Origin of the sequence: Brevibacillus fluminis, from assembly GCF_052072235.1 — a bacterium.
GTDB classification, from domain to species: domain Bacteria; phylum Bacillota; class Bacilli; order Brevibacillales; family Brevibacillaceae; genus Brevibacillus_D; species Brevibacillus_D fluminis_A.
This window is the reverse complement of sequence record NZ_CM125436.1, coordinates 1,491,993-1,502,500: the sequence shown is the minus strand read 5'-3', so window position 1 is coordinate 1,502,500 and position 10,508 is coordinate 1,491,993. Positions and strand designations below refer to the sequence as shown.

11 protein-coding genes and 2 tRNA genes (1 of these 13 only partly in view) are annotated in these 10,508 nt (G+C 53.0%); 3 read left to right on the top strand and 10 right to left on the bottom strand.

Annotated elements, in window-relative coordinates:
• Positions 1 to 62 (bottom strand) — tRNA-Gly (locus ACTID9_RS07690) (it extends 14 nt beyond the left edge of the window).
• Between the two features lie 7 nt (positions 63 to 69).
• Positions 70 to 146: transfer RNA gene (locus ACTID9_RS07685), tRNA-Glu, on the bottom strand.
• 376 nt (positions 147 to 522) lie between these two features.
• Here ACTID9_RS07685 and ACTID9_RS07680 point away from each other — a divergent pair.
• Positions 523 to 693 carry a hypothetical protein gene (locus ACTID9_RS07680; protein WP_441070622.1) on the top strand — a complete coding sequence of 57 codons (171 nt, stop codon included), beginning with the start codon at positions 523 to 525 and terminating at the stop codon, positions 691 to 693.
• Positions 694 to 839: 146 nt separating this feature from the next.
• Here the strand turns inward: ACTID9_RS07680 and ACTID9_RS07675 are convergent, their stop codons facing one another.
• The 5 genes from ACTID9_RS07675 to ACTID9_RS07655 form a co-directional block, all read right to left on the bottom strand.
• A complete protein-coding gene (locus tag ACTID9_RS07675) occupies positions 840 to 1,895 on the bottom strand; it encodes an RNA-guided endonuclease InsQ/TnpB family protein (protein WP_441069673.1) in 1,056 nt (351 codons plus the stop codon).
• A 4-nt stretch (positions 1,896 to 1,899) separates the two neighbouring features.
• The gene (tnpA, locus tag ACTID9_RS07670) at positions 1,900 to 2,334 is read right to left on the bottom strand and encodes an IS200/IS605 family transposase (protein WP_441072483.1); all 435 of its coding nucleotides are present in this window, start codon (positions 2,332 to 2,334) and stop codon (positions 1,900 to 1,902) included.
• Between the two features lie 140 nt (positions 2,335 to 2,474).
• Positions 2,475 to 3,206, bottom strand: a complete 732-nt coding sequence (locus ACTID9_RS07665; protein WP_441070620.1) for an exonuclease domain-containing protein — start codon at positions 3,204 to 3,206, stop codon at positions 2,475 to 2,477.
• Positions 3,207 to 3,286: 80 nt separating this feature from the next.
• Positions 3,287 to 5,800: an ATP-dependent helicase HrpB gene (gene hrpB, locus ACTID9_RS07660; RefSeq protein ID WP_441070619.1), complete on the bottom strand. Its 2,514-nt coding sequence runs from the start codon at positions 5,798 to 5,800 to the stop codon at positions 3,287 to 3,289.
• 162 nt (positions 5,801 to 5,962) lie between these two features.
• The gene (locus ACTID9_RS07655) at positions 5,963 to 6,796 is read right to left on the bottom strand and encodes a hypothetical protein (RefSeq protein ID WP_441070617.1); all 834 of its coding nucleotides are present in this window, start codon (positions 6,794 to 6,796) and stop codon (positions 5,963 to 5,965) included.
• A 217-nt stretch (positions 6,797 to 7,013) separates the two neighbouring features.
• On the opposite strand from ACTID9_RS07655, the gene ACTID9_RS07650 reads away from it, so the two are divergent.
• Together ACTID9_RS07650 and ACTID9_RS07645 are read left to right on the top strand one after the other, a co-directional pair.
• Positions 7,014 to 8,126, top strand: coding sequence for a sigma-54 interaction domain-containing protein (locus tag ACTID9_RS07650; protein WP_441070616.1), 1,113 nt, complete (start codon positions 7,014 to 7,016; stop codon positions 8,124 to 8,126).
• A gap of 131 nt (positions 8,127 to 8,257) precedes the next feature.
• Positions 8,258 to 8,485, top strand: coding sequence for a hypothetical protein (locus tag ACTID9_RS07645; RefSeq protein WP_441070615.1), 228 nt, complete (start codon positions 8,258 to 8,260; stop codon positions 8,483 to 8,485).
• Positions 8,486 to 8,558: 73 nt separating this feature from the next.
• Here ACTID9_RS07645 and ACTID9_RS07640 read toward each other — a convergent pair whose 3' ends face one another.
• From ACTID9_RS07640 to ACTID9_RS07630, 3 genes are all read right to left on the bottom strand, one after another.
• Positions 8,559 to 8,780 (bottom strand): transcription initiation factor TFIIIB, encoded by a 222-nt coding sequence (locus tag ACTID9_RS07640; protein WP_441070614.1) that lies wholly within the window; start codon positions 8,778 to 8,780, stop codon positions 8,559 to 8,561.
• Positions 8,781 to 9,031: 251 nt separating this feature from the next.
• Positions 9,032 to 9,610: a WHG domain-containing protein gene (locus ACTID9_RS07635; protein ID WP_441070613.1), complete on the bottom strand. Its 579-nt coding sequence runs from the start codon at positions 9,608 to 9,610 to the stop codon at positions 9,032 to 9,034.
• 12 nt (positions 9,611 to 9,622) lie between these two features.
• Positions 9,623 to 10,345 carry an MBL fold metallo-hydrolase gene (locus ACTID9_RS07630; RefSeq protein ID WP_441070612.1) on the bottom strand — a complete coding sequence of 241 codons (723 nt, stop codon included), beginning with the start codon at positions 10,343 to 10,345 and terminating at the stop codon, positions 9,623 to 9,625.
• Positions 10,346 to 10,508: the final 163 nt, after the last annotated feature.

Sequence of the window (10,508 nt, the reverse complement as noted above, 5' to 3'; positions counted from 1 at the left end):
GGTCTCGAACCCTCGACCTTCGCCTTGGCAAGGCGACGCTCTACCAATTGAGCTACGTCCGCAAAATGGTGGTGACCCGTAGGGGATTCGAACCCCTGTATGACAGCGTGAAAGGCTGCTGTGTTAAACCGCTTCACCAACGGGCCATTTTATGAAGTCTAGCAATTCGTTTATCACTACCGCTGACGATTTCTAATACTAGCAGACACAAAAACAAAAGTCAATAGCAAAATTAAAAAACGAAAGTTCGCTAGGTACAGTCCTGTTCTTCCTCCTGCGAATATCACAGCTGCCATTCCGCCTTGGAAACCCGAAAACCAGCATCGATCGATCACCTTTTTTCAGGTACAACCGGTTTTTTCATCGCGCTTCGCAGCACACTCTCTTTCTTCAAACCATGGAAACAAATACGTAAAAAGAGGGACGCGCGCCTGTCCATTTTCACGCAAAATAAAGTCAACTGCCATCACGGTATCCGTGTAAAATAGATTAACCACGCTTACGGGTAAGGAGGATTCACGCATGAGTCTGGATACAAAACAGTCCCCTGAAGAAAAAGTCGCTGAAGATGAGGCGGAAGAAAAAACGGGGTTTTGGTATGCACTGGAAAAATTTATGGACATGTGCGGTTTCGTCGTGTTTATCTTGCGAATGATCGGAAAAGGCATTCGTTTTCTCTTTACGCATCTTTGAGACTCCCACGGCTAAAGCCGCAAGCTGACACCTTTGGTATCAGTGGGATTCTTGGGTGGTAGTCGGACGTGCATTTCTGCTATCCGTAGTTCCCCCAAGTTTAGGGCTGTCTCATCAGCCCGTCCTAAGACAGTGCATCTAGCATCTTAGGCTGACAGACTGTTACCATCTGCCACAGGTTGACGCATGATATTGATAGCTCCAACCCGATCACGATGAGTTTTGAATCCGCATGAACATTCGTACCTTCTGTCTTTCGCTTTGTTCTTCTCTCTACAGGCTGGACAAGATTGAGAAGTGTAGGCAGGATTGACCTTCACAACCTGTATATCAGAAAGATTTGCTTTGTAGGAGATGAACTGCTGAAGCTGATAGAATGTCCAACTATGCAGATTCCTTGCGTTTTTACGGCTTGTTCTTGCCGTTTTGCGAATATTCTTTAGTCGCTCAAGCTTGATTATGGACACACCTTCCTGAATGGCTGTATTGACAATTTGACGACTTATCTTATGGTTTTGATCTTTCATCCAACGTTGTTCTTTGTTGCCAAGTTTGCGAATGGCAGACAACTTTTTGAGTTTCCCTAATTTACGTCTACGTTGTTGGTACTTTCTTCGTATGTACTTGTTCTGTCTGCCGTTTCCGAAGAATCGGGTTTTACCTGTAGAAGTGACAGCAACAGCAGGAACTTTCAAACCAAGATCAATACCCATGATGGTTTCGTTGGTTGTTACGCTTGTAGGCACTTCTACCGAAATTTGAGCGTACCATTTCCCTGCCTTTTCAATGATACGCATCAATCCAGATTTTCCTTTGCGTAACCATTCCCTATCTCGGCTCGTCATCGTCGCACAAAACGTTGTTTTCTTCGCCTTTCCATCTGCAACGATCGGGAAGGCAACTGTATTTTCGGATACCGTGTAGTTTTGATTGTTGACGAAATAGACAGGTTTTTTCAGAATAGGGCGAGTCCCCAACTTCTTGATTTTTCGGTATACACTCTTGGCATCACGAATGGCTTGATTACAGACGGCAGAGGGGAGTTGGGATTCTACATCTTTGGTTGTCACTTTCGGAAACACGCCAAGTTGTTCCGCCTGTTCACTCAGTTGGTTCACTACCCGAATATACTCTTTTCCTAATTGGCGAAGAACATCTGGATGATCAGGGAAAATTCGGATTTTGACAGTTAAAGATTGCATGAGTTCACCCCCTTTTCTTTTGTTCTTCGACATAGCATTTTACTGTTTCGCTTGATACGTTTCCTGCTGTGCTTACGAAAAAAGAGCGTGTCCACAGACTCGGCAAATGAGCAAGATGCTCAAATTCTTGCCTCAATATTCGAGATGACACTCCTTTCACTTTTGCCATTATGTCTGATGGAGAATCAGTGGGAAGACAGTTCAGGAACAGATAGACATGATCCGGCATGACTTCCATTGCTACAATATGCCAGTCATTCTCTTGGCATATCATCTCAAGTAGTTCCTTGAATCGAATTTCCACCTGTGTCACTAACACTTTTCTTCGATAACGAGGGCAAAAAACAAAATGATAGTTGATGAGAGATACTGTGGTAGGGATAAATTTAAAAAGAATAGCACTCACACATGTGCTATGTGTTTGCCCTGCCCATCCCATGAAGGGATGTTCGGGCAAAGCCGTCTTTCATCCCACGATTGAAACCGTGGGCTTTCAGTCGGCAATTACTGTAAAACCGGGACATGCAAGAAAGGCCTCTCGTGATCTCCGCGAGAGGCCTTTCCTTTTTCGTACCACCGTTACGTCTCTGTCGTAAACTGAGACTTGTCTGGATTATCCCCATTTTTCTGGCTATCTTTTTTCCGCGCATGCAGACAAGGCTGGCACATTTTGCTCTTCAAGCCAAACTCCTTATAGAACTTGTTCTTGCCGCACGCTCTGCACGTGATATGGAGCGGACTTGCCATATAATAGTTTTCCGCCGGGGTATTTCGGACGAGCGGTACGTGCTTGTTGTACTTCACCAGCAAATGCGCGGTATGGATTGCATCGACCAACGCCGAATGCAATCTCCCTTCCTGTACGATGCCAGCCGAATCAATCGCATCTTTCAGACTCATTTGCTTTTTATTGGCCAAAAGCTGGCTGATAGCCGGCTGGATGTCGTTAAAATTGCGCAGCCACTCGAGACTGAACCCGAAGCGGGCGCAATGCTCGATCATCAGCTTTTTGTCATCAGGCCCCCATGTGCACAGATGATAGTCTCCGTCACCGATCCACTCCAGAAAGTCGTCAAACGCCTTGCGAAACGGGATGAACGTCGGCATGTCCTCCTTGTTCAACCCGATAAACTTGCGCGTGCGCTCCGAGATGCGCCGCTGGATTGCAGGAAACGTATAGCGCTGAAACGTATCCACAGGCATGCCAGCCTTGTCGGTCTCTATTTTCACAGCCCCGATTTCAATGATCTCCGGGATCATGTCTTTCTGGTAGGTTAATGTTGTTTCCAAATCAAATACGATCAATTGCATGCTTGCATTCACATCCTGGCAGTAATACCTCTATTATGACGCGTCTGGCACAGAAAAACCATCCACTGGAAAAGAAAAGGCTAGCTTTTCGGCTTCGCCCGGTTGGTTGGCACCGCGCTGTACGGATCATCGGGCCAGTAATGCTTGGGATAGCGGCCTTTCAAATCTTTTTTCACCTCGAAGTACGCATGTTGCCAAAAGCTGGCCAAATCCCGCGTCACCTGAACCGGGCGCTGGGCAGGGGAAAGCAGGTGGAGAATGAGCGGAACCTTGCCGCGCATGATGCGAGGCGTATCCTGCTGACCGAACATCTCCTGCAGTCGAACCGACAAAAACGGAGCCGCCGGATCGCTGTAATCGATCGGGATTCGCGAGCCGCTCGGCACAACCAGATGCGTCGGGGCCAACTCGTCCATCTGACGACGCTCATTCCACGTAAGCACCGCTTCCAAAGCCGAAAATAGCTGGAGCCGACTCAAATCGGCTGCGCTCTTCATCCCGTACAGATGGGGGCCGAGCCAGTCTTCGAGCGTAGCTGCGAGCGCCTCATCGCCCATGTCGGGCCAACTGTCGTCTTGCCGATGCAAAAAGCACAGTCGTTGCTGGAACTGCCGGGAAGACTTCGTCCATGGCAGCATGTCCAGTCCTTCCTCCCTGATCCCATCAAGCAGCGCTTGCAGCAGCACCTGTGGATCGACGGCGGGCAACGGTGCCTCCTTGATCATCAGCGCACCGAGCCGCAACCGTTTGCGCCCCTGTACGCTCTTTGTCTCGCGATCCCAGCTGACAAGCGTCTCCTCCGCAAATTGCTCACTGCACTCGCGCTGCAAATCGGCGAGCGACACGGGGGCCGCCAAATAAATCCGGCTGTCTGCCCCCTGATCGTCCAACTCGGCGGCCACAAGATACGCTTCGTTTGCCAAAGGCTGCATGCCTTCCAGCACAGCCCCTCGCCCGTTGCGCAGCAAAAAGCGCCCGTTGGTACGCCGCTGGGCAATTCGATCGGGAAAGGCGAACGCAAGCAAAAGTCCGATCACATCACCACCACTACGCTGCTCTCCCTGGTTCGCTTCAATCCCAAGCGACCGTTTCCATTCCGCGGCTTCCAGCAAAATACGGCTGATCGCCGCCTCATCAACCACCACGTCTCGACCTTGCGAATGTCCGCCATTCGCAAACGCATGCAGCAATTCCATGCGCAGCCGCAAATCGGCATCATGCCCCCGCTGACTGCGGCGCACAATGTCCCGTTCGCCAAGCAGCGCCGCCAGCTCACATGCGAGACTCCCGTGCCCAAGCGGAATGGCCTGCAAAATCATATGAGCGAGCCGCGGCTGTACGCCGAGTTCCGCCATTTTTCGCCCGTGCGGCGTGATTTCCCCTCGCTCGCCGAGTGCGCCCAGCTGCTGCAGCAGCTCACGCGCCTGGGCAAAAGCTCCGGCAGGCGGCAAGTCGAGCCAGGCAAGCTCGGCCGGATCCGCGATCCCCCACAGCGAAAGCTCCAGAACAAGCGAGGCCAAGTCTGTCTCCAGTATTTCCGGCGTGCTGCGCGCCTGCAAAAAACGCTCCTGCTCCTCGGGCCACAGCCGGTAGCAGACGCCCGGGCCAAGGCGTCCCGCACGCCCTCTGCGCTGATCGGCAGCGGCTTTGGACACCGGAATCGTCTCCAGCCGGGTCATGCCCGTTCGCGGCGAAAAGCGCGGCACGCGCATCAACCCGCTGTCGATGACGATCCGCACCCCCTCCACCGTCAAGCTGGTTTCGGCGATCGAGGTAGCCAGGACGATTTTTCGCTCGCCTTGTTTGGCAGGCGAAATCGCTCGGTCCTGTGCCTGCGCGGACAAGCTGCCGTAAAGCGGAGCGATTCGCAGCCTGCTGTCTGCCAGCGCTTCGCCGAGCAGCATTTCTACCCTGCGAATTTCGGCCGCTCCAGGCAAAAACACGAGCAAATCCCCGCTCTCCTGCTCCCATGCCTCCAGGATCGTGCGAACGACTGCCGGTTCAAGCCGCCCTTCAACCGGACGTTTCAAATACCGCGTCTCCACCGGAAACATGCGCCCGACGCTTTGGATGACAGGCGCCTGACCGAGCAAGGCTGACACAGGCTCCGCCTCCAGCGTGGCGGACATGACCAAAATGCGCAAATCCTCCCGCAGCACATCCCGCGATTGCAGCGATAGCGCCAGCCCCAGATCGGCATGAAGGCTTCGCTCGTGAAACTCGTCAAAAATAATCAGTCCGACTCCTTCAAGCGCAGGGTCGGCCTGCAGCATACGGGTCAATATCCCTTCGGTGATCACCTCAATGCGCGTCGCAGGGCCAACTTTTGTATCCATCCGCACGCGGTAGCCTACCGTCTCTCCCACACTCTCGCCAAGCGAGGCAGCCATGAAGCGGGCAGCCGAACGCGCGGCCAACCGCCTTGGCTCAAGCAGCAGGATGCGCTGTCCGGCAAGCCACGGTTCATCCAGCAGCGCAAGCGGAACGCGCGTCGTTTTGCCCGCCCCCGGCTCGGCTGTCAGCACGGCGCTGCGGTGATCGCGCAACGCGGCTTTCACCTCTGGCACGATCTGATCGACCGGAAATTGTTTCATGCGCATACACCACCTCATTACACTCATCCCCAAATTGTACTGAGTTGCGGGTGAAAAAGACAATAGCCGGCAGCATGCAGCTATAAACCACAGGCAGAACCAGAATGTTTCCATGCAAAAAAGGACCACAGCGCGTGGTCCCGGCAAATCGTCACCCATCTCTTATGGAATGATCCAGCGATTATAGCCTCTCGCCGTCGTCACATATTCCGGCCAGCGCACCTCGATCGGGGGCTCATAGTCGCAAAGCGGTGCAAGCCATTTGGCGCCCCCGATGCCACCTTCCGTCCGCTGGATGAATTCTTCCTTGGCTGCTTGCAGCACCTGCGGCTTGGTGAGCAAGTCGACGATCGTCATCCCGATCGTTTTGGAATCGCTCATGATCATCGGATCGATGCAGGCGCGGATGCCGCCGAGCGCATTCATCACCCAGCTTGGATAACGGTATTCGGGCGTGGGTGAGGAATGCGTCGGTCTGCCGATGTACAGCCTGACTGTCGGGGCATGCCAGCAATATTCCGTGTAATCGTCCGAGGTAAAGTGCTGCTGCCAGGCTGGCAGCATGTCACGCATCAGGCGCTCCGCTTCCTCTGGCTCTATGCACCGCTCCGTTTCCGCCAAAAAACCGCCGAGCGAACCGATCCCTAGTGCGGAGTGCGGATCGGTATGGCCGCCCGCGTATTTGGATAGCCCATCCCGGGGACGCTCGATTGTATCGGCAGCCTGGCAATTGCCCGGCACGGCATCGTATTCGGCATAACCGCCGATAACAGGCCCCTCGCCATTGCTCCATGTCGCGCAAAAAGCGGTCGGCATCCCGCCGCTCCCCTCTTCAACCGCGAACCCTTCCTCCCGCAGCTTGCTCACATACCACGCAGCCGAGCGGTATTCGCGCCAGGCTGTCTCGGCATAATCCCAAATCAGCTGATTCCAGTCGGACAGCTCTTTTTCATGCGCCGTCACCCAATCAAGTATGCCGCGCTTCTCCTTCTCCATCAGTCCCACGCCCTTTCCATTGATGCCGAGATTCTCACTGAATCAAATTTCGCATGTTTCGTGCCAGCTTCCGCGCGTCAATTAGGCTCACTTTTAACAGGGCATTTCTGCAAATTTATTCCGATTTGTATAGCTCCTTATCCTTTTCTGTATAAGCGTTTCTTGTGCTATACCCTAGAGTGGAATGAATTTTCTGATAAATATAGGAGGGGGGCCAATGAGCGCGATTCGGGCAACGGATTGGGAAGATGTCATTGACTATATCCGCGACAGCATCATGATCACCGATACGGAAGGCGTTGTGCTTTATGCCAATAAAGCGACAGAGCCGTTTTTCCTGATGACGCGGGAGGAGCTGATCGGCAAGTCTGTTTTCCAGATGGAAAAGGAAAAAGTTTTTTATCCGTCGATCACGCGGCAAGTTTTGACGACCCGCAAAAAGCAAACGATGGTGCAGGAGACGAAATCAGGCAAAAAGGTGCTTGTGACCGGCTTGATCATCTTCGATAAACGCGGCCGCCAAAAATACGTGGTCAGCTATACGCACGACGTGACGGAAGTGGAGCAGTTGAAGGAATATGTGACCGTCATGGAAAACGAGATCAAAAAGGTGCGCAGCGAGCTGATGGAGCTGCGATCGGCCAAGGAAAAAAAGGATGACCTCTTCGCCACCAGCCCCCAGATCATCGGCGTGCTATCCACGGCGCAAAAGGTCGCACCGTATGACACCACCGTCCTGTTAACCGGCGAATCCGGCGTTGGCAAAAACGTGATCGCGAAATATATCCATACCCACAGCAACCGTACCGGCCCGCTGGTCGAAATCAACTGCGCGACCATCCCCGAAATGCTTTTGGAATCCGAGCTGTTCGGCTATGCGCCGGGCGCCTTTACCGGAGCCAATCCCAAAGGAAGCACGGGCTTGGTCGAGCAAGCCGAGGGCGGCACCCTGTTTCTCGATGAGATCGGCGAGCTGCCCGTCTCGCTGCAGGCCAAGCTGTTGACGCTGATTCAGGAGAAAAAATTTTACCGCGTGGGCGAAAAAACGCCGCGGCACGTCGACTTCCGCTTGATTGCCGCCACCAATGTGGATTTGAAAGAAAAAGTGGACACAGGGCGCTTTCGTCAAGATTTGTTTTTCCGCCCCTCGGTCATCCCGATCCATATCCCGCCGCTTCGCGAGCGGAAAGAAGATTTGCTGACGATGATACTGGGCTTTACTCAGCCAGCCGTCTGTCGTTCGCAAGCTGCAGAAATACAGGCATCTCGTGAAAAAATAAGAAGAGGGGACGCGCTGGTCCCCTCTTTTGCTTTGTCTGTTTATTGCTGAAGCTTTCGGGACGCGCGCAAAGTTTCTTTACCCAGCGTATCGTAACGAAGAAAAAACGACTGCCTCATCTTGAGAACAGCCGTTTTTGTTTTCGCAAATAACCTGTTTATCCATGCATAGGAACATCGTTCATGACTCAAACTAGTGGCGAGGTGATTTACTTGGATACATTGGATGTCGTTGCCTACATCAGAGAAACAGAAGAAAAGCTCGAGCATATTCACAGAGCGATCGATGAGCTAAGCCTGAAGCCGGATATGGTCGAATCTGTGTCCGCCCTACAAGTCGTAGCAAAAGAATATAAACTCCGCATGGAAAAAGCGAAAGACATTCTCAGCGAGCACATCATCGAGGATTGAGGGTGGCTCATTTGTTGAGTTGCCCTTAGTCACGGTGTGGGATTGTTTTTGTGTATGTTAGGCGCCTTTACACCTACTCTTTGAACTTTTGCGGTTTGTCTACATAGCTTTCTACAATATAGCCGCACTCCGTACAGATCACGTGGATGATGGAAGCACCGATGCGAAAAAAGCCGTCTTGCGGCACTACCGCCGCATATCCGCTTTGCTTCCCTTTGCCCAGCTCACGCGAACCGCATTTGGGGCACTGCTGTGCTTCTTCTGTTTTTCCTGTCTTTTCTTCCACTTTGCCCATCCTTCCTTCTCTTCCCTTTTCCAAACCGAATCTTGAGATACTGCACGTTCAGCATTTACTCCTAGTTTCTGGAATGTCACCGGAATTTCCTTCCAGTCAAGTATCGCGAAAATTTCTGCAAATTTCCATCCATTTTTTGTCTCTTCTTTGTAAGACGATGGAACTGAATTTCCGTTACGAGTCTCCTGCATGTACGCAAAAAAAAACCATCCGCATGTGACGGATGGTTTTGTGTCGCGCATTTGCTTGATTTAGCTGCTGCGTCCTTGCAGGGAACGGATGCCCGCAAGAAACGTATCGATCAAAAGGGAGAAGCTGGCATCGAGATCAAGCGGCAAACCGAATCCACCGTCTTTTTCCAACAGTGCAAAGCCGTGAAGCAGACTGCGCAGACCCCGGATCGTATGCAAGGCTTCGTCTCCTTGCAGGCCGTATCCTTGCAGCACCCGGACGATCAGCTCGACGATTTTTTCGGCGCGCTGTGCATAGGCGTCATCGCGCTCTTCTGGCGCACGCTGTGTGCATGGATACAAGCCAGGATGCGCTCTGGCAAACGAAAGGTAAGCTCGCGCGAACGCACGCACGGCATCATCGCCAGACACGCCTGCCGTTGCTTGCACCAACCGCTCGTACAGCAGATCCAGCCCGTAGACAGCCAGCTTTTTGCGCAAGCCGCTCAAGCCGTCCACATGGTTGTACAGCGACGGGGAGCGAATCTCCAGCTTTTGCGCCAATGCGGCGAGCGTCACTTCCTCCCATCCTTTTGCATCCGCTATTTCTGCGGCAGCCTGCAAAATCGTCGGCAAATCCAGCCCCATTCGAGGCGACATGGCGCTCCCTCCTTAGTAGTTGTTGTGCAGCTTTTGTTCCGCTGTTTGCACTGCTTTTGCGATTTGGACCATTGGCTGGCGAAGCATCTCGCCATGACCTACGGCAAGCACCGAGGGCTGCAGATCATACAGCTTTTTGGCGCTATCCAGCGCAGCTTGCTTGTTCCAGGTAGCCATTGCGGGGAACGGGAAAAACGGCTGAAGCTTGCCAGATACAGCGATTCCGCCGCGGAGCTGGAATGCATCGCCCGCGATCAGCACGCGATTGCGCGTATCGAGAAACGCCATCGAGCCCGGCGTATGCCCCGGTGTCGCCACCGCCAGCAGCGATCCCACCCGATCGCCGTCAGCGAGCAGCACATCGGGACGGGTTTTGATCGTGTCCGGCTTCGGCACGCCGCCGCGGATCGGCGTATTCGGCTCACCCGGGTCCAACGTACGGTCGCCGGCCAGCAAACGGGAATCACGGCTCGAAATCAAGACCGGCACATGCGGCAGCGCCTGCTTCAAGGCGTCGAGGGCGCCGATATGATCACCGTGAGCATGTGTCAGCACGATTCGCGCAATCGGTTTGCCAATCTGTTCGGCTGCTTGCAAAATAGCGGCTGCACTGTACGGCAAGGCTGCGTCGATCAAGGTCAAATCGTCGTCTTCCTCCACCAAATAGCAATTCACCGGAAAAAATCGGGGCAAAAACGTCACTTGGTACACACTCTGCTCACGAATCATCCGCATGGGAACGTCCCCTCTCGTATCAAAACTAATATCGTTAGTTTTATATTAACTAACGTCATTAGTTTTAGCAAGCCCCTTCTTTCCAAAAAAAGAAAACATCCGCAAACGCCCTGTTGCTGCGGATGTCTTCCGATGTATGGCACGCTATGTATGATTCGGGTCC

Coding starts and splice junctions, on each gene's coding strand:
- ACTID9_RS07680 (WP_441070622.1), top strand. CDS start 523: ATGAGTCTGGATACAAAACAGTCCCCTGAAGAAAAAGTCGCTGAAGAT.
- ACTID9_RS07675 (WP_441069673.1), bottom strand. CDS start 1,895: ATGCAATCTTTAACTGTCAAAATCCGAATTTTCCCTGATCATCCAGAT.
- tnpA (WP_441072483.1), bottom strand. CDS start 2,334: ATGGGATGGGCAGGGCAAACACATAGCACATGTGTGAGTGCTATTCTT.
- ACTID9_RS07665 (WP_441070620.1), bottom strand. CDS start 3,206: ATGCAATTGATCGTATTTGATTTGGAAACAACATTAACCTACCAGAAA.
- hrpB (WP_441070619.1), bottom strand. CDS start 5,800: ATGAAACAATTTCCGGTCGATCAGATCGTGCCAGAGGTGAAAGCCGCG.
- ACTID9_RS07655 (WP_441070617.1), bottom strand. CDS start 6,796: ATGGAGAAGGAGAAGCGCGGCATACTTGATTGGGTGACGGCGCATGAA.
- ACTID9_RS07650 (WP_441070616.1), top strand. CDS start 7,014: ATGAGCGCGATTCGGGCAACGGATTGGGAAGATGTCATTGACTATATC.
- ACTID9_RS07645 (WP_441070615.1), top strand. CDS start 8,258: ATGACTCAAACTAGTGGCGAGGTGATTTACTTGGATACATTGGATGTC.
- ACTID9_RS07640 (WP_441070614.1), bottom strand. CDS start 8,780: ATGGGCAAAGTGGAAGAAAAGACAGGAAAAACAGAAGAAGCACAGCAG.
- ACTID9_RS07635 (WP_441070613.1), bottom strand. CDS start 9,610: ATGTCGCCTCGAATGGGGCTGGATTTGCCGACGATTTTGCAGGCTGCC.
- ACTID9_RS07630 (WP_441070612.1), bottom strand. CDS start 10,345: ATGCGGATGATTCGTGAGCAGAGTGTGTACCAAGTGACGTTTTTGCCC.